Source organism: Mesorhizobium sp. M1295, from assembly GCF_040318135.1.
Taxonomy (GTDB): domain Bacteria; phylum Pseudomonadota; class Alphaproteobacteria; order Rhizobiales; family Rhizobiaceae; genus Mesorhizobium.
Genome location: NZ_JAMYLU010000017.1, coordinates 1 through 21,171, shown reverse-complemented (window position 1 = coordinate 21,171; position 21,171 = coordinate 1). Strand labels below are relative to the sequence as shown.

Below are 21,171 nucleotides of genomic sequence, written 5' to 3'. Positions count from 1 at the left end.
ACCACATGCTTCCCCCACCCGCAAGGGCATGAGGGCAGGAGCTTTTGCGCCAGCGCGCTGCGCCCCTCTGCCTTTACGTCGCTAATCCCATCGCCTTCAGCCGACGATGCGCAGGTTCGACAATTCGTTGGCGATTTCCTTGAAATTGTCGGACAGCGTCGCGCCCGTCGCATTCCAGAACAACTTGGCCGGCTTGCTCGGGTCGGCCGGATCCTTGCGGAAGCGCGAATCCGAGGAACACGCCTTCAGCGCATCGATCGCCTTCTTGTCGCCAGTATCTGTGGGCGACAGGTCGAGCGCCACCGTCATCACCAGAATGTTCGAATTCTTTGCATTGGCGCAGAGCGTTTTCATCTGCTCGTCGAGTGCTGCCGTGTAGTTGGCACCGGTATAGGTGGTCTTGCCGATATCGGTGCTGGTATTCATGAACAGGCGGGTCACGCTTCCAGATCCCGGATAGGTCAGGCCAGTGTAGCCGTAGGCGGCGTAGGTCGACCTGTTGTTGGCATAGCTGCCGTCGCTGACGGCGCTATAGGTATTGGCTCCGTCAGTCAGCACCACGACCACCTTGTCGTTGCCCCGCTCGCTGTTCGGCCGGCCATCGGTGAACGGTGGGTTGCTCGATACCGTTCGCCAGCCCCAGGCAATGCCCTCTGGTACGTTGGTGTTGCCGTTCGGCGCCATGGCGTCGATGGCGTCCTTGATCTCCTGCTTCTCTGCGTCCTGGCTGACGTCCTTCAACGGCGTGATCGGGTTGGTGGTGCAGGAGGAATTCGGCCCATCGCCCGCGGCTGCGGATTGCGAACCGTACGGTTTTACCAGGAAATATTTGCGCATGTCAGACTGTCGCTGGGAAGCGGTAGGACCGGCGACATAGGGCCAATCGGCCCACCAGTTGTTGCCGTAATTGTAAGACGTGCTGATGACGTCGTTGATGCCGTCACGGTTGAAATCGAGCCACAGAGTGCCAGCCTCATCCGGGGCGAACATCGGCACGAAAAGCGTGGCCGGCGCGGCTGTGTCGGGTGTGGTGTCGTCGACATTGTAGGGATATGGCCGTGCCTCGACGCAACCTTGCCAACTCGCATAGCGGCTCGTCGTATAGATATATTCCGGTGCGCTCCAATGGCCGTACTGGCAGGTGCCGTTCTTCTTGTATGTGTCGCAGACATATTGCTTCGAATTGGGTACCTCTTCGCGGCCCGATTCGACCGTCATGTCGGCGTAGAGGCTGAAACGCGTCAGCGGCTGGTCCTTGGTCTCGCCCCAGCCGGCGCCGCGCTTGTACCAGATGCCATTGAGCTTCTCGGCATATTTGTCCGGATTGTTGGCTGCACTCATCGTCGTCCAATCGAAATCCTCATGCTGGACCGGCGAGATGCCGTCCTGATCCATCCAGCCGTCCTGGTCGTGGGTAGGGCCGATATTGACCGAGGCCGCAAACGGCACGAGCGAAAACTGAACCGGTTTGGTGATCTGCTTCATCTGCTGCGCCTGAAGCGCCAGCGTATCGACAAGCTGCTTTGCGGCCGACTTCAGCAGGTCTATTCGCTTCTCGCCGGTGCCGGAGCCGAGATCGGTCATTGAGCCGGAATTGTCGAGCACAAGCGCGACTTCGAGGGTGTTCTTGAGGCGGAGTTCCGAACATTCGGTGAAGGTCGTGTCGCTTGCCGTGCCGCCGATCAGCAGGCTGGCGGCCGGTAGAAAATAGGGGTGGAAGGTGAGGCCGGCGCAGAGCTTCAAGGTGCCGCCGCCGGCATTGTTGTTGGGCAGCGTGACGGTCAGCACTGTGTTCGCCGGGTCGATACGTGCGAGATTGGTTTCGAAAAATGTCTTGGCGTAGGCCTTGACGTCGTCGTCGCTGGCGCCGGCGACGATCTGCTGGGCGGCGGCGAGGCCGGCCGCATCAAGTGCGTTCAGCGTTTCGTGCTTTTGGCGCAGCAACTCCCCGTAATCGACACTGAGCGCCAGACCGGCCATCAGCGGCACAATGGTGATTGCAGTCATTAAGGAGTAGTTGCCACGTCTGTCGTGGCGGAATTTTCCGATTATTGCCTTCAGCATTCCCGCCCCGCCCTATTTTTCCCGGACGATGCCACGCATTTTTAAATTTCCGATTGCTAAAATACGTCCAAGGTCGGTACGGTTTTTCAATCCCCGTTAACCACACGTCCGCAATCGGCAATGCCGGTCCGCGCTCTCCGCGGCAAAGTCCCTAAAAGCGGATAAGGCGCTGGAAAAGAAAAGCTTTCGCCATCACTTCCCCGCCGGCGCCCCGGGCGGCAATCTTGCGGGCACAACGAAAGCTGGTGACAGAGCGAAGCGCTTCGGTTAATCCGGGCCGGCCGCTACGGACCGTCGGTCGCGGCGCTTGCAAGCATCATGGTACAGGGACAACGGCATGGCGGATTCGCCCGACATCATCGGTTCGCTCGCAGACCTGTCGGGAGCCTATTCAGCCATCCTGTGCGATGTCTGGGGCGTGGTGCACAATGGCGAATGGCATTTCCCCGCGGCTGCTGCCGCGCTGATCACTGCTCGCGCGGCGAAAATACCTGTCGTGCTGATCACCAATTCGCCGCGCCGCAGCGCCGACGTGGTGGCGCAGATGAACGCTATCGGTGTTCCTTCCGCCGCCTACGATCGTGTCGTGACGTCCGGCGACGTGACCCGCGACCTGATCGCCGACGGGCCGCGAAAGATCTTCCATATAGGCGCCGATCGAGATTTCACGCTCTATGATGGTCTCGACGTCGAGCTTGTCGAGGAGTTCGAAGCATCCGGCGTGGTCTGCACCGGCTTGTTCAATGACGAGGTGGAGAAGCCGGAAGATTATGCCGATCTTCTGCGGCGGCTGCGTGCCAGGAACCTGCCCTTCATCTGCGCCAATCCCGACGTCGTCGTCGAGCGCGGCGAACGCATGATCTGGTGCGCAGGGGCTTTGGCCCGCGAATACGCGCAGCTTGGCGGGCGCACCCTGATCGCCGGGAAACCCTATGCGCCGGTTTATGAGGTCGCCATGAAAGAGATCGCCGTCATTCTCGGCCGCACGGTCGAGCGTTCGCAAGTTCTGGCCATCGGCGACGGCATGATGACCGACATCAAGGGCGCGGCCGATAATGGCTTCGATGTGCTCTACGTATCGGGCGGCATCCATGCCCGCGATTACGGTGAAGCGCTGCAGCCAGACCCGGCCAGGCTCGCGGCCTTTCTCGAAAAATACGGCTACAGGCCGGTCGCGGTGATTCCCAGACTGCAATAAGTTCAGGCCCAGACTGCAATAGGTTCAAGCTATGACGGCAATGTTCGAACGCATTTCCGCAACCGCACCGCTGCCGGCCCATCTGCGTGGCGGCGTGGTGGCGATCGGCAATTTCGACGGCGTCCACCGCGGCCATCAGGCGGTGCTCGAACGCGCGCGCGCCGAAGCGGAGCGTCGCGGCGTACCTGCCCTGGTGCTGACCTTCGTGCCGCATCCGCGAAAAGTGTTCAGGCCGGACATGCCGCTGTTCGTGTTGACGCCACCGCCGATGAAGGCGCGGCTGCTGTCGCATCTGGGCTTTGCGGCGCTGGTCGAGCAGCCGTTCACACGCGAGTTCGCCTCCTTGTCGGCGGAGGCTTTCGTCACCGGCGTGCTCGAGCGCAACCTCGGCATAAGCCACGCCGTCACCGGCTTCGATTTCCATTTCGGCAAGGACCGCCAAGGCGGCCCGGCCTATCTGATGGCGGCCGGCGAGCGCCACGGCTTCGGCGTCACGCTGGTCGATGCCTTCCGCGACGAAAGCGCCGAGGTGGTGTCGTCGAGCCGCATTCGCACGCTGCTGTGCGAGGGCAATGTGGCCGAGGCCGCCGGCCTGCTCGGCTACCGTTTCACCGTCGAGGCGGAGGTGATCGGCGGCCAGCAGCTCGGCCGGACACTCGGCTTTCCGACCGCAAACATGAGGCTTTCGCCGGAAGCCACCCTGAAGGACGGAATTTATGCAGTCCGCTTCCGCCGCGCCGACGGCTCGCTTCATGATGGCGTCGCCAGCTTCGGCCGCCGGCCGACGGTCGACGACAATGGCGCACCATTGCTGGAGACTTTTGTGTTCGACTTTTCCGGCGACCTCTACGGCGAGATTTGTGCCGTGTCCTTTTTCGGCTACCTGCGTTCGGAGGTGAAGTTCGACGGGCTTGATGCGCTGGTCGCACAGATGAAGCGCGACGAGGCCGAGGCGAAGGCACTGCTCGCCGGCGTCAGGCCGCTTTCCGGGCTCGACGCGGCCATAGCTTTCTGAATCTACTTTTTCAGCGCCAAGCCGACGGCAATGAAGGTCCAGCCTTGGAAAATCAGGTCGACGGCCAGGAACAGGCCGAGCACCCACACGCTGTTGACCGGCCAGCCCATGGCGATGACCAGTCCCGCCAGCGCGCTGATGATGCCGGCCGCGACCACCCAGCCCCAGCCCGGCTGCGGCCGGTGGCTGTAGCCGACCCAGGCCCTGAGCACGCCTGAAGCAAGGAGTGCGACTGCCAGGAGGAAGGTTAGCACCGTCGAGGCGAGGACCGGATTGTCGAAGGCGAAGAAGCCGGCGACGGCGTAGAGGAGGCCGCTGAGCAGCCAATAGAAGAAGCGGCCCCATGTCTTCACGCCGAAGGCATGGATGATCTCGACAACGCCGGCCATCAGCATCAGCCAGCCCACGACAAAGACGGAGGCGACGGTTGCGATGAACAGATTGCCGAAAGCGATGCCGCCGAAGACAAGCAGCAGCACCCCAAGCGCGACGAACCATCCCCACTTCGCCCGCGTCTGGCCAATGGCGTCTTTCAAGGCGTCGCCGTGCAGTGTCATCACCCTTCTCCCTCAAGGTTGCCTAGCTTCTTTGTTCCGGAAGGTAGCGCCGATCGCCTTGCCCGTCCAGCGAGCAGGCTGCGATCGCCACGCCCCGAGCGATCCGCTTGCCACACTTCCGCTTTGTCCCGAAGAGGCCAAATATCAGATGGAATATTCGACCATATGCGAGGGGAGTGCTAAAGATGACGAGTGGGTTTAGGGGCGACCCGCCGTCTCGTGTATTCGCCATGACGCAAGTGTAACGAAAAATCCCCAGCGCTGGCATTGGCCCTTATCGATGACGTGCTGCTGTACGCCGTTTTCTACGCTTGATGAGGCTAGGGAAGCAAAATGGGCGACGTGGACGAACACCTCGATCTGACGGAGATCAACGCCGTCCGCAGGTTGTTGACCTCAAAGCCACGAACGGTCCGCTGGGACGAACGCCGGGCACGGCTCGACGAGGTTGGTTCGGTGTGGCCGATTGCCGAGGACATCCGATGCGAGGATGTGGTTTTCGATGGCCTCGAGGGAGAGTGGTCCCTGGCGCCTGGGAGTGACAGGGATAAGGTTCTGCTGTTTTTCCACGGTGGTGGCTACTGCTCCGGCTCTCCTAAAAGTCATCGTCGAATGGTGACAGAGGCAGGTCGGGCAATGGGAATGCGCACTCTCGCGATCGACTATCGACGCGCACCGGAACATCCTTTCCCTGCGCAACATGAAGACGCACTCACCGCATGGCGCTTTCTGAGGCGGCAAGGGATCGCGCCGGATCGCATCGTGGTTGGCGGAGACAGTGCGGGCGGCAACCTCACCCTGTGCCTGGTCAGTATATTGCGCGCGGCAGGCGAGCCGTTGCCGCGATGTCTTTGGCTGGTTTCGCCCTGGACGGACCTTTCGATGTCCGGCGCGACACTATCAACCAAAGACGCAATAGACCCCATCATCCACCGGGCGTATTTGGAGGAACTGGCAACCGCCTATGTTCCCAATGGCGTTGGTCGGCGCGATCCCCTGATCTCGCCGTTGTTCGCCGATCTGAGCGGATTTCCCCCAATGCTTATACAAGTCGGTTCGGCCGAGACGCTGTTGTCGGACGCAACTCGGCTCGCGGAAGCCGCTGGCGCGACTGACGTCAAAGTACGTCTCGAAATTTGGCCGCATATGATTCACGCTTGGCCGGTTTCGAATGCGCGGTTGAGTGCCGGTCGCCGCGCTCTTCACAGCGCGGGCATGTTTGTCCACGAGTATTTATAACCCTTGCCGAGGCAACTGCTGGCGCATTCCAGACGTCTTGATCTGGGATCTTGGTGCGCCAATACGATTCGTTGCTATGCGGAAAACAGGGCCAACGCCGCCAATGTTACGGATATTAAGTCAAATTTTACCGAAATGGCGCCATGGCTTGGATGAAGGCTGGTTGTATCGGCCAATGCGTTCGACGTATGGAGTAACGATGCGGTCAGTCCCGACGATCCCGACGGTCTTGGCCGCATTCATGCTCGGCACCTGCGGCGTTGCCAAGGCCGGCGAGGGCACCTTCGGCTGGCTGTCCGGAGACTGGTACCTGACGGTCGGCGCCACCGGCATGGTCGCGCCGAATTTCGAGGGCGGCAAGAAGTACCTGCTCAGCGCCTCGCCGATCATCTCGCTCGGCAAGGCTGGTCCCGCGGCGCGCTTCAACTCGCGCAACGACAATATCTCATTGGCATTGATCGACGATGGCGGCGTCCGCGCCGGCCTGACAGGCAAGTTCCTGTTTTCCCGCGATGGTGGTGACGCCGACGAACTGAAGGGTCTCGACCCGGTGCGCTGGGGCGGCGAGGCTGGCGGCTTCTTCGAATTCTATCCTTTGGATTGGCTGCGTGCCCGCGCCGAATTGCGGCACGGCATTCGCGCCCATAACGGCTTTGTCGCCGACATCGCCGCCGACGCCTTTTACGATGTGACGCCCGACGTCAGGATTTCCGGCGGGCCGCGCGTTTCATTCGCCTCATCGGACTATTTCGACGCCTATTATGGCGTTGATGCCAAGGAGTCACTGGCCTCGGGGCTCAGCGAATATCATCCAGGCGGCGGGGTGAAATCTGCGGGCCTGGGCGGCGCGGTGACCTGGAAGGTGACCGAGCCGATGACGGCCAGTCTGTTCGGCGAATATTCCCGCCTGATGGGCCCGGCCGCCGATTCCAGCCTGGTCAAGGAGCGGGGCTCCAGGGATCAGTTCATGATCGGCGTTTCCACGACCTATCGCTTCGATTTCTCGATGTGAGCGGGCGGGTTGTGCACGACGGAGAGCCGCAAGGCTCAGACGACTATGCCGTAGCCGATCCGGTTGAGTTCCTCTTCCACAAGCGTGGCACCTGTTGCAGACTGAGGGAGATCGATGGGCGCGTCGTTGAGAACCCGACTTCGCTTACGCAGCCAGCGTTGCGCCTTTTCATGGTTGCCAAAAACGCGATTCGCCATCGTTGAAATGCGTTCAAGTCGCAAGGCGGACTCGGTAGTCGTCAGGGTCACATTCCGTCCTTCCAGCGCGCTAAACTGTGAAATGCAAACCGAAGATGCTGGTCTCTCGACGCCATCTACCGACAAACATAGGCGCAATTGGTGTACGCTCCTAGCGGAAGCATCAGAGTTCGGGCTTTTCAACATCGCCTGTCTCAGTTAAAAGCCCAGCCATGACGAGCTTTTCGCGCCTTCTCGCGACTGCGATACGAATTACAGGCCCGGTGTTCCGGGCGGCTTGACCGCCGCCGGAGCCGCCGGGAATCTTGCGCGCGGCCTCTCGCGCTTTTTCCAGATCATGATAGTTCAACGCCCGGGCTCTTTTGCCGACGGGCAACGCATATGGCAGACGAATGACTGATACCGAGACCGCCGAGACGATCGACTATTCCAAAACGCTCTACCTGCCGCAGACGGATTTTCCGATGCGCGCCGGTTTGCCGGAAAAGGAACCGCTGCTGGTCAAGCGCTGGCAGGATATGGACCTTTACCGCAAGCTGCGCGAAGACGCAGCCGGCCGCGAAAAATACGTGCTGCACGACGGCCCGCCCTATGCCAATGGCAACATTCATATCGGCCATGCGCTGAACAAGATCCTCAAGGACGTCATCACCCGCTCATTCCAGATGCGCGGCTATGACTCGAACTATGTACCCGGTTGGGATTGCCACGGCCTGCCGATCGAATGGAAGATCGAAGAGCAGTACCGCGCCAAGGGCAAGAACAAGGACGAGGTGCCGGTCAACGAGTTCCGGCAGGAATGCCGCGAGTTTGCGGCGCACTGGATCAAGGTGCAGGGTTCCGAATTCCAGCGCCTCGGCGTCGTCGGCGACTTCGACAATCCCTATACGACGATGGCTTTCCACGCCGAGGCGCGCATCGCCGGCGAGCTGCTGAAATTCGCCATGTCCGGCCAGCTCTATCGCGGCTCCAAGCCGGTGATGTGGAGTGTGGTCGAGCGCACCGCGCTGGCCGAGGCGGAGGTCGAATACCAAGACTATGAGTCGGACACGATCTGGGCGAAGTTTCCGGTCGTCAGCCTCGCTCGCCAGGTCATCAACATCGATGATGGGCAGCCAGCCCTGGATCCCAAGCTGACGCAGACGTCGCTCGATCTGCTTGATGCCAACGTCGTCATCTGGACCACGACGCCGTGGACCATCCCCGGCAACCGCGCCGTCAATTACTCGCCGCGCATCAACTATGGTCTCTACGAGGTCACGGCGGCCGAGAACGCCTTTGGCCCCCAGCCCGGCGAAAAGCTGATCTTTGCCGAGAAACTTGCAGACGACGCTGCCGCGAAGGCCAAGGTCACCCTGAATCGTCTTCGCAGCGTTGGCGCCGAAGAGCTTGAAAATCTTACGCTTTCGCATCCCCTCAAAAGTCTGGGTGGTGGCTACGAATTCCCTGTGCCGATGCTGGCCGGCGATCATGTCACCGACGATGCGGGCACCGGATTCGTCCACACCGCGCCGGGACACGGCCGAGAAGACTTCGACGCCTGGATGGATGCCGCCTCTGATCTTCGCCAGCGTGGCATCGACACCGCGATCCCCTTCACCGTCGACGATGCCGGCTTCTTCACCAAGGACGCGCCGGGCTTCGGCCCGGACCGCGAGGGTGGAGCGGCGCGCGTTATCGACGACGATGGCAAGAAGGGCAACGCCAACCAGGCCGTCATCGACGAGCTGATCAAGCGAAACGCGCTGTTCGCGCGCGGCCGGCTGAAGCACTCCTATCCGCATTCCTGGCGCTCGAAGAAGCCGATCATCTTCCGCAACACGCCGCAATGGTTCGTCTATATGGACAAGGAGCTTGGCGACGGCACGACGCTGCGCAGCCGCGCCCTGAAAGCCATCGACGATACCCGTTTCGTACCCGCCGCCGGCCAGAACCGCATCCGCGCCATGATCGAGGAGCGCCCTGACTGGGTGCTGTCGCGCCAGCGCGCCTGGGGCGTGCCGATCGCCGTCTTTGCCGATGCCGACGGCAATGTCCTGCGCGACGAGGCAGTCAACCAGCGCATCATGGACGCCTTCGAGAAGGAAGGTGCCGACGCCTGGTTCGCCGCCGGCGCCAAGGAGCGTTTCCTCGGCAATCACGATGCCTCGAAATGGCAGCAGGTGATGGACATCCTCGATGTCTGGTTCGATTCAGGCTCGACGCATGCCTTCACGCTTGAGGACCGGCCCGACCTGAAATGGCCGGCCGACGTCTATCTCGAAGGCTCCGATCAGCATCGCGGCTGGTTCCACTCCTCGCTGCTCGAAAGCTGCGGCACCAGGGGCAGGGCGCCCTACGAAACCGTCGTCACCCATGGCTTCACCATGGATGAGGAGGGGCGGAAAATGTCGAAGTCGCTCGGCAACACCGTCGTGCCGCAGGACGTCATCAAACAGTCCGGCGCCGACATCTTGCGGCTGTGGGTGGTGACGACCGATTATTGGGAAGACCAGCGGCTCGGCAAAAACGTGCTGCAGACCAACATCGACGCCTACCGCAAGCTGCGCAACACCATCCGCTGGATGCTGGGCACGCTCGCCCATGACGATGGCGAGGAGGTGCCGCTGGACAAGATGCCGGAGCTGGAGCGGCTGATGCTGCACCGGCTCGCCGAGCTCGATGAAGTCGTACGCTCGGGCTACGACGCCTTCGAATTCAAGCGCATCACCCGCGCGCTGCTCGACTTCATGGTGATCGAGCTGTCGGCCTTCTATTTCGATATCCGCAAGGATGCGCTCTACTGCGAAGCGCCTTCCAGCGTGAAGCGCAAGGCTTCCGTGCAGGTGGTGCGCCATCTCTTCGACTGTCTGGTGAAATGGCTGGCGCCGATGCTGCCTTTCACCATGGAAGAGGCTTGGCTCGACCGTCATCCGGATGTCGTCTCGGTGCATCTCGACCAGTTCCCGGACATCCCGGCGGACTGGAAGGACGAGGCGCTGGCGGAGAAGTGGCGCAAGGTGCGGCAGGTCCGCCGTGTCGTCACCGGCGCGCTGGAGATCGCCCGCGCGCAGAAGGTCATCGGCTCTTCGCTGGAAGCGGTGCCGGTCGTCACTCTCGACGATGCCCTACTCGAAGCGGCGATCGCCGATGTCGACATGGCCGAGATGGCGATCACCAGCGATCTGGTTATCGCGCACGGCAAGGCGCCGGCGGGCGGCTTTACCCTCGACGATGTCAAAGGCGTCGCCGTGGTCGTCGAGAAGGCGGAGGACCGCGGCCTGGTGAAATGCGCACGCTCCTGGCGCTACACCGCCGATGTCGGCTCAGATCCGGAATTCCCGGATGTTTCGGCCCGTGACGCAGCTGTCCTGCATGAGCTGAAGGCTTTGAGCCGCCTTTAAGGCGGTGCACAATTGCCACGGCGGGCGGCCGATCGGCCCCCGTGCGTTGCCCTTAACGAGTGGTTGAGGTAAACACGCGAAACTCCGGACGACAAATTGTCGCCGGAATTCCGTCGGAAGAGCATAGGCGATGGGGGCCGGACCTTTCTTTGGCCGGCGGCAATCGAGAGGCTGTCTACAGTGGGACTTTTTGGCATGACCGAGAGAACTTACGCGCGCGTCGCGCTGCTGGCGCCGCTTGTCGTATCGAGCCTCGCCTTGTCCGGCTGCATGGGCTCGCCCACCTACGGGACTGACAAGACCGCGGGCGCGCAGCTTGCCGGCGACCTCACCGGGGCTTTTTCCTTCGCACCCAAACGCAAGGATAGTATCGACTACAAGCCGCGCCCCACGCTGGTGAAGCCAGGGCCGGGGCAGAAGGAAGTCTTGCCGCCGCCGCAGGAAAGCATCGAGACGGCGAGTGCCGAATGGCCCGAATCGCCGGAGCAGCGCCGTGCCCGCCTGCGCGCCGATGCCACCCTGCATCAGGACGACCCGGCCTACCAGGCGCAGGTCATCGATGACGTGCAGACGGATCCGGCGTCGGTCAAGGCCGCGCTGAAGCAGTCGGGCTCGAGCCACCCGCCAGCCTGGACTCCGGCCGATTCGGACAAGGACCGCGCCGCGGAAATCATGCGCCGCCGGGCTGAAGGCAAACAGGGCGACCCGACCACCCGCAGATATCTGAGCGAGCCGCCGGTGCAATACCGCGCTGCCGCCGACACTGCGCCGCAGGGTGACCTCGGCGAGGACGAGTACAAGAAGGAACGCCGCCTCAAAAGGGAGGCGGCCGCCAAGAGCAAGAGCAGCGGCATGTTCGACTGGCTGCCCTGGTAGACTGACGGCGCCAGAGACGTTCTGGCCTGGATTGGCTGAACTGGATTGGCTGACTTGGATTCGGTCCGTCTGCCGAACCAGGAAAATCAGGGTCCGCGTCGCTCGCGAAAAAAGTCCTTCAGCAATGCTGCTGCAGCGTTCTCGGCCATGCCAGGATAGATGTCGGGCACATGATGGCAGGTCGGTGACGTGAAGAAGCGAACGCCATTGACGACTGCGCCGCCCTTCTCGTCGGCGACGCCGAAATAGAGCCGGCGCAGCCTGGCGAAAGAGATGGCGCCGGCGCACATGGTGCACGGCTCCAGCGTCACATAGAGATCGTGGCCGCTGAGCCGCTCGCTGGAAAGCTTGCGGCAGGCCTCGCGGATCGCCAGCATCTCGGCATGGGCGGTCGGATCGGCGAACTCGCGGGTGCGGTTGCCGGCACTCGCAACGACCGTATCGCCGCCGACGACGACCGCGCCAACCGGCACCTCGCCACGCAGGGCGGCGGCTTCGGCTTCTTTCAGCGCCAGCGCCATGAAATCCTGCCGCCTCACGCGGTTTCCATTCCGATTATCTCCTCGCCACTAGAGCGCGATCCTGTTACTACCCGCGCAAACGAGCAAAGGCCACATGGACGACAAAAACAAGAAATTCCCGCGCAAGGCCGGCCCGAAACCGGCGGGGCCGCGTGGTCGCGATGGCGCTCCCGGCAAGGGTGGCAAGCCGTCCTTCGGCGTCAAAAAACCCTACACTCCGCGCGGCGATCGGCCGGCGGCGGCCGAAGGCGAACGGCCGAAACGCGACTTCAAGCCGAAGCGCGAAGGCGACCGGCCGTTCGGCAAAGGGCCGCGTCCGGAAGGCAAGCCTTATGAGAAGCGCGAAGGTCCACGCAAGCCTTATGCACCGCGCGGCGATCGGCCGGCGGCGGCCGAAGGCGAACGGCCGAAGCGTGACTTCAAGCCGAAGCGCGAAGGCGACAGGCCGTTCAGCAAAGGGCCGCGTCCGGAAGGCAAGCCTTATGAGAAGCGCGAAGGTCCACGCAAGCCTTATGCACCGCGCGGCGACCGGCCAGCAGCTGCCGAAGGCGAGCGGCCGAAGCGCGACTTCAAAGGCAGCGAGAGGCCATTCAGCAAAGGGCCGCGTCCGGAGGGCAAGCCTTATGAGAAGCGCGAAGGTCCGCGCAAGCCCTACGCGCCGCGCGGCGACCGGCCGGCCGCTGCCGAAGGCGAGCACGGCGACAAGCGCTTCGACCGTCCCAAGCGTGACTTCGGGGATCGTCCTAAGCGTGATTTTGGCGGCGATCGGCCGCAAGGGGCACAAAGGGCACAGGCGGCATCGGAGGGCGGCTTCAAGCCGCGTCCGCGTCGCGTCGAGGCAACGGAAGAAGCCGGCGAACGCATTGCCAAGCGGCTGGCGCGTGCCGGCCTGGCCTCGCGCCGCGATGCCGAGGAACTGATCGCGGCCGGCCGCGTCAAGGTCAACGGCAGGGCGCTGACCTCGCCGGCCTTCAACGTGATGCCCGGCGACATCATCCATCTCGACGGCATGGAGATCCCGCCGATCGAGCGCACGCGGCTGTTCCTGTTCAACAAGCCGGCCGGCGTGGTCACCACCAACCGCGATCCCGAAGGCCGCAAGACCGTCTTCGACGTGCTGCCCCCCGGGCTGCCGCGGCTGATGACCATCGGCCGGCTCGACATGAACACCGAAGGGCTGCTGCTGCTCACCAATGATGGCGGCCTGTCGCGCGTGCTCGAACTGCCGGCGACCGGCTGGCTGCGGCGCTACCGCGTGCGCGTCCACGGCAAGGTCGAGGAAAGCGCGCTCGCGGGCCTGCGCGAAGGCATTGCCGTTGACGGTGTCTTTTATGGCGCCATCGAGGCGACGCTGGACCGCGAGCAGGGTTCGAATGCCTGGCTGACGCTCGGCCTGCGGGAAGGCAAGAACCGTGAGGTCAGGAACATCCTGGGCTCGCTCGGTCTCGACGTGACGCGGCTTATCCGCATTTCCTACGGGCCGTTCCAGCTCGACGATTTGCCGGAAGGCCATGTGTTGGAGATCAAGGGCCGCGTGCTGCGCGACCAGCTCGGCGAGCGCCTGGTCGAAGAGTCCGGTGCCAATTTCGACGCCGATATCGCCAAGCCGTTTTCCAACAAGCCGGTCAGGCGTGAGCGGGAGGAGGAGCCCGAGCGGCCGAAATTCACCCGTGACGGCGAACGCCGTCCGATCGGCGAGGGCGGCCTGATCAAGAACCGCAAGCGCCGCGAAGGCAGCCGCGACGAAGCGCTCGGCAAGCTGTCGACAAAACCGGAGAGGAGCTTTGGCGAGCGTGGCGCCAAACCTGAACGCGGCGACTTCGGGGACAAACCCCGTGGCGACAAGCCTCGTGGCGGCTTCGGCGGCAAGAAATCCGAACGCGAGCAGCGGCCGATCGAACCGCCGGGCCAGCGCAAGGCCAATGTCTGGATGGCGCCGGGGGCGCGGCCGATCGGCAAGGGCAGGGCGGAGGCAGACGCCGCCAAGGCGGCGGAAAACAAGGCGCGCAAGGCCGCTTTCAAGCCGTCTTATGGCAAGCCCGGCGGTGCAAAGCCGTTCGGCAAGCCTCGTGGCGAACGTTCGGATAGCGGTGGCGACCGGCCGCGTGGCGGCCCGAAAGGAAGCAATGCGGATCGTCGGCGGTGAGCTTCGCGGGCGTCCGCTGGCGACGCCCCGCACCTTTGCCATCCGCCCGACGACCGACCGCACGCGTGAGGCGGTCTTCAACGTGCTGGCGCATCGCTTTCCCGAAAAACTGGACGGTGCGCGCGTGCTCGACCTGTTCGCCGGCACCGGTGCGCTCGGCCTCGAAGCGCTGTCGCGCGGCGCTGCCAATGCTGTCTTCATCGAGGAATCCGCCGAAGGGCGCGGCCTGATCCGCACCAATGTCGAGGCTTTCGGCCTCACCGGGCGCACCAAGATATTCCGTCGCGACGCGACGGCCTTGGGCGAGGCGGGCACCATCGCCGCATTTGGCCTGGTCTTTGCCGATCCGCCCTATGGCAAGAGCCTTGGCGAACGCGCGTTGCGCTCGGCCAAGGCCGGCGGCTGGCTCGCCCCCGGCGCGCTCTGCGTCGTCGAGGAAGCGGCGGCGGCGCCGTTCGAGGCAGGGCCGGGTTTTTCGGTTGTCGACGAGCGCAACTATGGCGAGACGGTCATCCGCTTCATCGAGGTTGGGTGAGGCCCCGCAATTGGCGAGGAAGCCGCGCCTTCAAAATGACGAACAATTCGCTTTGCCTCGACCAGCAACCCCGCCTATCGTCCCACCACAAACCGGAGCCATCTATGACATTTCAGGCTGAATGGCTGCGCGGAACGCTTTTGGGGCTGGCCTTTGTGATGGCCGCTCCGGCTCTGGCGGACAACGATCCCGACGACGGCCCGGTGACGGATTTCCTGCTCGACAACGGCATGGAGGTCGTCGTCATCCCCGACCACCGCGCCCCGATCGTCACCCATATGGTCTGGTACAAGATCGGCAGCGCCGACGAGCCGTCGGGCAAATCCGGCATTGCCCATTTCTTCGAGCATTTGATGTTCAAGGCGACCAGCAACCATGCGGCCGGCGAGCTCGATCGCGCCGTCGCCGCCATCGGCGGCTCGGACAACGCCTTCACCTCCTACGACTACACCGCTTTTCATGAGACAGTGGTGCCGCAGGCGCTCGGTGAGATGATGGGCTTCGAGGCCGACCGCATGCGCAATCTCATCCTCAACGACGATGTCATCAAGACCGAGCGCGACGTCATCCTCGAGGAGCGCCGCTCGCGCATCGACTCCAATCCGCAGGCGGTGCTCGACGAGGAGATCGACGCCACGCTGTGGCAGAACCAGCCCTACCGCATTCCGGTCATCGGCTGGATGCAGGAGATGGAGAAGCTGAACCGCACCGACGCGATGGCCTTCTACAACAAATATTATACGCCCAATAACGCCGTGCTGGTGGTGGCCGGCGATGTTGAGCCGGAAACGGTCAAGACGCTGGCCGAAAAGACCTATGGCAAGATCGCGCGCGGCCCGGATCTGCCGCCGCGCATCCGCCCGATCGAGCCCGAGCAGAACACCAGGCGCACGGTGACGCTGACCGACGGGCGCGTCAGCGTGCCGAGCTTTACGACGCAGTGGGTGGTTCCGTCCTATCACACGGCAAAGCCCGGCGAAGCCGAAGCGCTCGACGTGCTGTCCGAAATCCTCGGCGGCGGCAACCGCAGCCGGCTCTACCAGGAGCTTGTCGTCAGGCAAGGGATAGCCGCCGCGGCCGGCGCCTTCTTCCAAGGCACCATGCTCGACGACACCAATTTCACCGTCTATGGCGCGCCGCGCGGCGATGCCAAGCTTGCAGACGTCGAGGCCGCGGTCGACGTCGAGATCGCCCGCATCGCGAAAGACGGCGTCACCAGCGACGAGCTGGAAAAATCCAAGGACCGTTTCGTCCGCTCGATGATCTTTGCCCGCGACAAGCAGGAGGACATGGCCAACATCTACGGCTCGACGCTCGCCACCGGCGGCAACGTCCAGGACGTCCAGCAATGGCCCGACCGCATCCGCAAGGTCACCGCCGACCAGGTCAAGGCGGTCGCTGCCCGCTATCTCAATCTCGACCACGCAACGACCGGCTATCTTCTGCCGCAAACCCAGGCTGGGAATTAATTTGATGATGAGCTTGAGAGTTGGCGCTGCCCCTCACCTGCCTGCCGGCATCCTCTCCCCGTATAGTGACGGGGAGAGGGGATCTGTCACTGACGATTTCGCCAATCTCCAGCGTTTGCAGAACGAGCGCCGGGACAGCGGCCAGCTCCTTCTCCCCGTCACTATACGGGGAGAAGTGCTCGGCAGGGCGATGAGGGGCGGCGCCGACCTCGGCAATTGGCGCACCGGTCCTCTTCTAGCAACCCTCATCCTCTCCCTCGTCTTCCTCGTCCTGCCGGCGCTTTCCGCCCGCGCCGCCATGAACATCCAGGAGGTGACCTCGTCGAAGGGCATCACCGCCTGGCTGGTGGAGGATTATTCGGTGCCGATCGTCGCCATCTGCTTCGTCTTCGATGGCGGCGCGACGCAGGATCCGCCCGGTAAGGAAGGGCTTGCCAACCTGATGAGCGGTCTGTTCGACGAAGGCGCCGGCGACCTCGACAGCGAGGCCTTCCAGGTCAAGCTTGACGATGTCGGCGCCGAGATGAGCTTCGATGCGCAGCGCGACGGAATCTACGGCTCGATGCGCATGCTGGCCGAGCAGCGCGACGGCGCCTTCGACCTGCTGCGCGTGGCGGTCAACCAGCCGCGCTTCGACCAGGTGCCGATCGACCGCATCCGCGCGCAAATCCTGTCCGGCATCATCGCCAACGAGCGCGATCCCGATACGCTCGCCCAGCGCAAATGGCTGGACGCGATCTACGGCAGGCATCCCTATGCGCGGCCCGACCAGGGCACCAGGCAAAGCATCGCGACGATTACGCCGTCCGATCTCAGCGCCTTCCACAAGGCGAATTTCGCCCGCGACGGCCTGCATGTCGCCGTGGTTGGCGCCATCGACGCCGAGACGCTGAAGCAGAAGCTCGACCTGGTGTTCGGCAGCCTGCCGGAAAAGCAGGCGCTCACGCCCGTTCCCGACATCGACCTGAAGCTCGGCCAGCAGCTCGAGGTCGTCTACGACCAGCCGCAGGCCTCGCTGCAACTCGCCTATCCCGGCGTGAAGCGGAATGCGCCGGACTTTTTTGCCGCGGTGCTGATGAACGAGATCCTCGGCGGCGGCACTTTCACCTCGCGGCTGTTCGACGAGGTGCGCGAAAAGCGCGGCCTGGCCTACAGCGTCAGCTCCGACCTCGTCGACCACCAGCACTCCGAGGCGCTGTCCATCACCACCTCGACCCGCGCCGACAGGGCGGCCGAGACGCTGGCCGTGGTGCGCGACGTGGTCAAGCGCATGGCCGAGGAGGGGCCGACCGAAGCCGAGCTGGCGGCGACCAAGAAATACATGATCGGTGCCTATGCCATCAACAAGCTGAATTCCTCCGGCGCGATCGCCTCAACGCTGGTCGAGATCCAGCTCGGCAAGCTCGGCATCGACTACATGCAGCGCCGCGCCGCGCTGATAAACGCGGTGACGCTGGACCAGGTGAAAGCGGCGGCGAAAAAGCTGCTCTCCGCCGAGCCGGCCGTCATGGTGGTCGGGCCGAAGCTCGGCGCGGCCAACAAGGGATGAGCCCTAGCTTCGGCATCGCCTTTGGCGGCGGCGGCGCGCGTGGGCTGGCGCATATCCACGTCATCGAGGTGCTGGACGAACTGGGCATAAGGCCGGCGGCAATCGCTGGCTCGTCGATCGGCGCCATCATGGGCGCCGGCATGGCCTCGGGCATGACCGGCAAGGACATTCACGACTATACGCGCTCGATCCTCGGCCGCCGCGCCGAAGTGGCGACGCGCATGTGGCGGGCGCGGCCCGGCACCTTTGCCGAAGCGTTGCAGGGCGGCCTGCGGGTCAGCCAGTTCAATGTCGAGCGCATCCTCAAGGCGTTCCTGCCCGATGCCATCCCCGAGACCTTCGCCGAACTCAAAATACCGCTGAAGGTGACGGCAACGGACTTTTATGGCCACAAGCTCGCGGTGCTCGACGAAGGCGAGCTGCATTCGGCGCTGGCCGCTTCGGCGGCGATCCCGGCGGTGTTCCGCCCGGTGATGCGCGACGGCAGGCTGCTGATCGACGGCGGCATCTACAATCCCGTGCCGTTCGATCTGATCGAGCTCGACGCCGACATCGTCATCGCCGTCGACGTGGTCGGCGCGCCGACCGAGGCCGGGCGCAAATTCCCGACCTCCGTCGACCTGATGTTCGGCGCCACGCAGCTGATGATGCAGTCGATCATCGCCAGTAAGCTGAACCAGAGCCGGCCCGACATCCTGATCCGGCCGGCGGTGTCGAAATACCGCGTGCTCGATTTCATGAAGGTCGAGGCGCTGATGGCCGAGACGGTGGCGATCAAGGACGAGCTGAAGCGCGAGATCGAAAGGGCGGTCGAGGCGCGGGCCAAGGCCGAAGCCAGCAAGCGCACCAACCGTCTCGGCGGATGACAGCCGTCAGGCGCCCGGCGTCAACGCCCGCTGGACCATGAGCGTATCCTTCGTAAGTGGTGCGGATCAGCTCGAGATTGGCGCCAATCTCAGCCCCACTTCATCTCGCCGGTGGCGACCTTGGAGCCGATGTCGAGCGCAACCCCCATGCCGAGGCCGGGGAAGCGGGCTTCCATGGCGCTCTTCAGCGCGGCAGCGTCCTTGGCCTTGGCCAGTTCTTCCTCGAAGGCGATGAGATAGGTTTTTGTGTGCTCGACGCCCGAAAGGTCGGTCGCCGCCCCAGGCGTCATGTGCCCAGGCACGACGATCGCCGGCTTGCGCGCCGCGATCTTTTCGAGGTTGGCCAGCCAGGCGGCGCGCTGTTCCTTGGTCGGCGTGTCGGCGGTCCAGACATGCAAGCCGGCAAAGATCATCACCCCGCCGAACACCGCGTTCAGCGACGGCACGAAGAGGTAGCGCCGGTTGGCGAGGCCTTCTGCGGCGACGATCTCGATGGTCTCGCCGTCGACGCTGAGCGTCTTGCCGTCGAACGCTTCGGGGATGACGACGTCGGCCAGCGCCTGCGGGCCATTCTCCTTGAGCTGCGGCCCCCAGACGGCGAGCTTCTTTTCGACATTGCCGTTGATGGCGGCCACCGTCTCGGCCGCGGCGATCACCCGTGCCTGCGGGAACGCCTGCTTGATCGGCTTGAGGCCGAAATAATAGTCCGGGTCGGACTGGCTGACGTAGATGGTGGTGAGCGTCTTGCCGGTCGCCTTGATCGCCTCGGCCACGGCCCGCCCGTCGGGGTAGGTGAAACCGCCATCGATCAGCACGGCTTCAGTCGCGCCGGAGACCAGCACCGGGGTGCGGAAGAAGCCGTTTTGCCCGGCGGGAAAATGCTTCCAGGAAAGCCCGCCTGCCGCATGGCCAAGCCCGGCGGGAGCAAAGACCGCGGCGGCGCCGGCGGCGAGGGTGGTTTTCATGATGGCTCTCCGTGTGAACATGGATGTCTCCTGGGAATGCGGAATTCGGCGGCGGCGCAGCCTCGATGTCCGCAAGATGGCAAAAGCGGAATGCGTATTGAAGGCCGACAAAATAGACGTAATGTATGCCATTGCCTGACAATAAGGCTGCATCCGCCATGAGCGAAGGATGAACCTGAACCGGCTGGCCTATTTCGCGGCGGTGGTCGACGCCGGCTCGTTCACGCGGGCCGCCGAGCGGCTGGGCATCACCAAGGCGGTGGTCAGCCAGCAGGTGGCGCGGCTGGAGCGCGATGTCGGAACGACGCTGCTGATCCGCACGACGCGGCGCGTCCATCCGACCGAGGCCGGCCGGACATTCCATGCCCGCTGCCTGCAAGTCCTGCAGCAGGCCGAGGATGCCTTCGACGAGCTCGCGCAGGCCGCCGCCGAGCCGACCGGCACGCTGCGCATCGCCGCGTCCAACGACTACGGCACGTCGGCGGTGGTGCCGGTGGTCGCCGCCTTCAGCGCGCGCTATCCCGCCTGCCGGGTGGAGCTGACGCTGGGCGACGAGACGATCGACCTGGTTTCCGGCCACATCGACGTGGCGATCCGCGTCGGCTGGCTGGCCGATTCCAGCCTGCAGGCGCGGCGCATCGGCACCTTCCAACAATTCATGCTGTGCCGCGCCGGGTTTGAAGGCCGCTTCACCGCCGGCGAACCGCAAGACCTTGCCGGGCTGCCCTTCGTCGCCAACATGGCGCTGCGCGAACCGCTGCTATGGCAATTTTCGCGCGGCGACGAGCAGCAGGCCGTGCGCATGCAGGCAACGATTTCAATCGACGCAACGCCGGCAGTGCTGGCGGCCGTCCGCGCCGGCGCCGGCCTCTCGGTGCTGCCAGACTTTTTGGTGCGGGACGAACTGGCCGCCGGGCGGCTGGTGCAGATCCTGCCCGAGTGGCGGCTGCCCTCCGGCGGCATCTACACAGTCTACCCCGCCGCCCGCTTCCGCCCGCCCAAGGTGACGAGGTTTGTCGAGATGCTGATTGCGGCCGAGCAGAAGCTGGAGGCAGGCGGGCGGGGGCGCTGATGGGCGAAGCAGCGATCTCCCCCCCAACGGCAGGGCTATCGCATAGGGGGGCCCCCTCATCCGGCCGCTTCGCGGCCACCTTCTCCCCGCTGGGGAGAAGAGGCTGGCGTCAACGCCGGCGACCTCCTCTCCCCTCGGGGAGAGGTCGGAATTCCCCCAAATGCCCGTCCCAATTCGGCAGGCAATCCGGGGGAGGGGGCACGTGCCCCTATGCGATTGCTAAAGTTGAAACAAAGGCCGACGTTCTTTCGCGTCCCCCTCTGCCCTGCCGGGCATCTCCCCCTCAAGGGGGGAGATTGGCTGTCATCGGCGCTTTCGCCAATCACCAGCGTTGCAGGATGAGCGCCAAGGCGGAAGCTGCGATCTCCCCCCTTGAGGGGGAGATGGCCGGCAGGCCAGAGGGGGGCGCTGTCCCGCCGACCAGTTGTGTGCGTCAAGTTCTGCAAAAATGGCGTGGCAGTAGCTGTGACGTCGGCGTGTCCGCCGCGCAGCCCCCGTGTTTAGCGG

At 63.9% G+C, this 21,171-nt stretch carries 18 protein-coding genes; 12 read left to right on the top strand and 6 right to left on the bottom strand.

The window, feature by feature from the left end; all coding sequences use genetic code 11:
- Positions 1-96: 96 nt before the first annotated feature.
- Positions 97-2,064 (bottom strand): pilus assembly protein TadG-related protein, encoded by a 1,968-nt coding sequence (locus NKH29_RS22185; RefSeq protein WP_353000588.1) that lies wholly within the window; start codon positions 2,062-2,064, stop codon positions 97-99.
- 337 nt (positions 2,065-2,401) lie between these two features.
- On the opposite strand from NKH29_RS22185, the gene NKH29_RS22180 reads away from it, so the two are divergent.
- Together NKH29_RS22180 and NKH29_RS22175 are read left to right on the top strand one after the other, a co-directional pair.
- Positions 2,402-3,262 (top strand): TIGR01459 family HAD-type hydrolase, encoded by an 861-nt coding sequence (locus NKH29_RS22180; RefSeq protein WP_353000587.1) that lies wholly within the window; start codon positions 2,402-2,404, stop codon positions 3,260-3,262.
- Positions 3,263-3,293: 31 nt separating this feature from the next.
- Positions 3,294-4,277 (top strand): bifunctional riboflavin kinase/FAD synthetase, encoded by a 984-nt coding sequence (locus NKH29_RS22175; protein ID WP_023717122.1) that lies wholly within the window; start codon positions 3,294-3,296, stop codon positions 4,275-4,277.
- 2 nt (positions 4,278-4,279) lie between these two features.
- Here NKH29_RS22175 and NKH29_RS22170 read toward each other — a convergent pair whose 3' ends face one another.
- Positions 4,280-4,834, bottom strand: a complete 555-nt coding sequence (locus NKH29_RS22170) for an HdeD family acid-resistance protein (protein ID WP_023717123.1) — start codon at positions 4,832-4,834, stop codon at positions 4,280-4,282.
- Between the two features lie 333 nt (positions 4,835-5,167).
- Here NKH29_RS22170 and NKH29_RS22165 point away from each other — a divergent pair, with 333 nt between their 5' ends.
- Together NKH29_RS22165 and NKH29_RS22160 are read left to right on the top strand one after the other, a co-directional pair.
- A complete protein-coding gene (locus NKH29_RS22165; RefSeq protein ID WP_353000585.1) occupies positions 5,168-6,073 on the top strand; it encodes an alpha/beta hydrolase in 906 nt (301 codons plus the stop codon).
- A gap of 199 nt (positions 6,074-6,272) precedes the next feature.
- Positions 6,273-7,085, top strand: a complete 813-nt coding sequence (locus NKH29_RS22160) for a MipA/OmpV family protein (RefSeq protein WP_023717125.1) — start codon at positions 6,273-6,275, stop codon at positions 7,083-7,085.
- 35 nt (positions 7,086-7,120) lie between these two features.
- Here NKH29_RS22160 and NKH29_RS22155 read toward each other — a convergent pair whose 3' ends face one another.
- Together NKH29_RS22155 and NKH29_RS22150 are read right to left on the bottom strand one after the other, a co-directional pair.
- Complete coding sequence (locus tag NKH29_RS22155; protein ID WP_352495538.1) at positions 7,121-7,333, bottom strand: antitoxin Xre/MbcA/ParS toxin-binding domain-containing protein; 213 nt, start codon at positions 7,331-7,333, stop codon at positions 7,121-7,123.
- A gap of 112 nt (positions 7,334-7,445) precedes the next feature.
- On the bottom strand, positions 7,446-7,631 hold the full coding sequence (locus NKH29_RS22150) for a hypothetical protein (protein WP_023717127.1): 186 nt from the start codon (positions 7,629-7,631) through the stop codon (positions 7,446-7,448).
- A gap of 43 nt (positions 7,632-7,674) precedes the next feature.
- On the opposite strand from NKH29_RS22150, the gene ileS reads away from it, so the two are divergent.
- Both ileS and NKH29_RS22140 read left to right on the top strand, forming a co-directional pair.
- A complete protein-coding gene (gene ileS / locus NKH29_RS22145) occupies positions 7,675-10,665 on the top strand; it encodes an isoleucine--tRNA ligase (RefSeq protein ID WP_353000583.1) in 2,991 nt (996 codons plus the stop codon).
- A 195-nt stretch (positions 10,666-10,860) separates the two neighbouring features.
- A complete protein-coding gene (locus tag NKH29_RS22140) occupies positions 10,861-11,541 on the top strand; it encodes a hypothetical protein (RefSeq protein ID WP_023717129.1) in 681 nt (226 codons plus the stop codon).
- An 86-nt stretch (positions 11,542-11,627) separates the two neighbouring features.
- Here the strand turns inward: NKH29_RS22140 and NKH29_RS22135 are convergent, their stop codons facing one another.
- Entirely contained in the window at positions 11,628-12,080 is a 453-nt protein-coding gene (locus tag NKH29_RS22135; protein WP_023717130.1) for a nucleoside deaminase, read from the bottom strand.
- A 76-nt stretch (positions 12,081-12,156) separates the two neighbouring features.
- Here NKH29_RS22135 and NKH29_RS22130 point away from each other — a divergent pair, with 76 nt between their 5' ends.
- From NKH29_RS22130 to NKH29_RS22110, 5 genes are all read left to right on the top strand, one after another.
- The gene (locus NKH29_RS22130) at positions 12,157-14,208 is read left to right on the top strand and encodes a pseudouridine synthase (protein ID WP_353000581.1); all 2,052 of its coding nucleotides are present in this window, start codon (positions 12,157-12,159) and stop codon (positions 14,206-14,208) included.
- The gene (gene rsmD / locus NKH29_RS22125) at positions 14,189-14,743 is read left to right on the top strand and encodes a 16S rRNA (guanine(966)-N(2))-methyltransferase RsmD (RefSeq protein ID WP_353000579.1); all 555 of its coding nucleotides are present in this window, start codon (positions 14,189-14,191) and stop codon (positions 14,741-14,743) included. The genes NKH29_RS22130 and rsmD overlap by 20 nt, the downstream gene beginning before the upstream one ends.
- Before the next feature lie 104 nt (positions 14,744-14,847).
- Positions 14,848-16,212, top strand: a complete 1,365-nt coding sequence (locus tag NKH29_RS22120) for a M16 family metallopeptidase (RefSeq protein ID WP_353000577.1) — start codon at positions 14,848-14,850, stop codon at positions 16,210-16,212.
- A 190-nt stretch (positions 16,213-16,402) separates the two neighbouring features.
- Positions 16,403-17,761, top strand: a complete 1,359-nt coding sequence (locus NKH29_RS22115) for a M16 family metallopeptidase (protein WP_353000635.1) — start codon at positions 16,403-16,405, stop codon at positions 17,759-17,761.
- A complete protein-coding gene (locus NKH29_RS22110) occupies positions 17,758-18,627 on the top strand; it encodes a patatin-like phospholipase family protein (protein ID WP_352481720.1) in 870 nt (289 codons plus the stop codon). The genes NKH29_RS22115 and NKH29_RS22110 overlap by 4 nt, the downstream gene beginning before the upstream one ends.
- A gap of 89 nt (positions 18,628-18,716) precedes the next feature.
- On the opposite strand, the gene NKH29_RS22105 is transcribed toward NKH29_RS22110, so the two are convergent.
- Entirely contained in the window at positions 18,717-19,613 is an 897-nt protein-coding gene (locus NKH29_RS22105; protein WP_353000575.1) for an MBL fold metallo-hydrolase, read from the bottom strand.
- Between the two features lie 148 nt (positions 19,614-19,761).
- On the opposite strand from NKH29_RS22105, the gene NKH29_RS22100 reads away from it, so the two are divergent.
- The gene (locus tag NKH29_RS22100) at positions 19,762-20,664 is read left to right on the top strand and encodes a LysR family transcriptional regulator (RefSeq protein WP_352792103.1); all 903 of its coding nucleotides are present in this window, start codon (positions 19,762-19,764) and stop codon (positions 20,662-20,664) included.
- Positions 20,665-21,171: the final 507 nt, after the last annotated feature.

Coding starts and splice junctions, on each gene's coding strand:
- NKH29_RS22160 (WP_023717125.1), top strand. CDS start 6,273: ATGCGGTCAGTCCCGACGATCCCGACGGTCTTGGCCGCATTCATGCTC.
- NKH29_RS22180 (WP_353000587.1), top strand. CDS start 2,402: ATGGCGGATTCGCCCGACATCATCGGTTCGCTCGCAGACCTGTCGGGA.
- NKH29_RS22115 (WP_353000635.1), top strand. CDS start 16,403: ATGAGGGGCGGCGCCGACCTCGGCAATTGGCGCACCGGTCCTCTTCTA.
- NKH29_RS22110 (WP_352481720.1), top strand. CDS start 17,758: ATGAGCCCTAGCTTCGGCATCGCCTTTGGCGGCGGCGGCGCGCGTGGG.
- NKH29_RS22105 (WP_353000575.1), bottom strand. CDS start 19,613: ATGTTCACACGGAGAGCCATCATGAAAACCACCCTCGCCGCCGGCGCC.
- NKH29_RS22165 (WP_353000585.1), top strand. CDS start 5,168: ATGGGCGACGTGGACGAACACCTCGATCTGACGGAGATCAACGCCGTC.
- NKH29_RS22175 (WP_023717122.1), top strand. CDS start 3,294: ATGACGGCAATGTTCGAACGCATTTCCGCAACCGCACCGCTGCCGGCC.
- NKH29_RS22140 (WP_023717129.1), top strand. CDS start 10,861: ATGACCGAGAGAACTTACGCGCGCGTCGCGCTGCTGGCGCCGCTTGTC.
- NKH29_RS22130 (WP_353000581.1), top strand. CDS start 12,157: ATGGACGACAAAAACAAGAAATTCCCGCGCAAGGCCGGCCCGAAACCG.
- NKH29_RS22170 (WP_023717123.1), bottom strand. CDS start 4,834: ATGACACTGCACGGCGACGCCTTGAAAGACGCCATTGGCCAGACGCGG.
- NKH29_RS22120 (WP_353000577.1), top strand. CDS start 14,848: ATGACATTTCAGGCTGAATGGCTGCGCGGAACGCTTTTGGGGCTGGCC.
- NKH29_RS22100 (WP_352792103.1), top strand. CDS start 19,762: ATGAACCTGAACCGGCTGGCCTATTTCGCGGCGGTGGTCGACGCCGGC.
- NKH29_RS22185 (WP_353000588.1), bottom strand. CDS start 2,064: ATGCTGAAGGCAATAATCGGAAAATTCCGCCACGACAGACGTGGCAAC.
- ileS (WP_353000583.1), top strand. CDS start 7,675: ATGACTGATACCGAGACCGCCGAGACGATCGACTATTCCAAAACGCTC.
- rsmD (WP_353000579.1), top strand. CDS start 14,189: ATGCGGATCGTCGGCGGTGAGCTTCGCGGGCGTCCGCTGGCGACGCCC.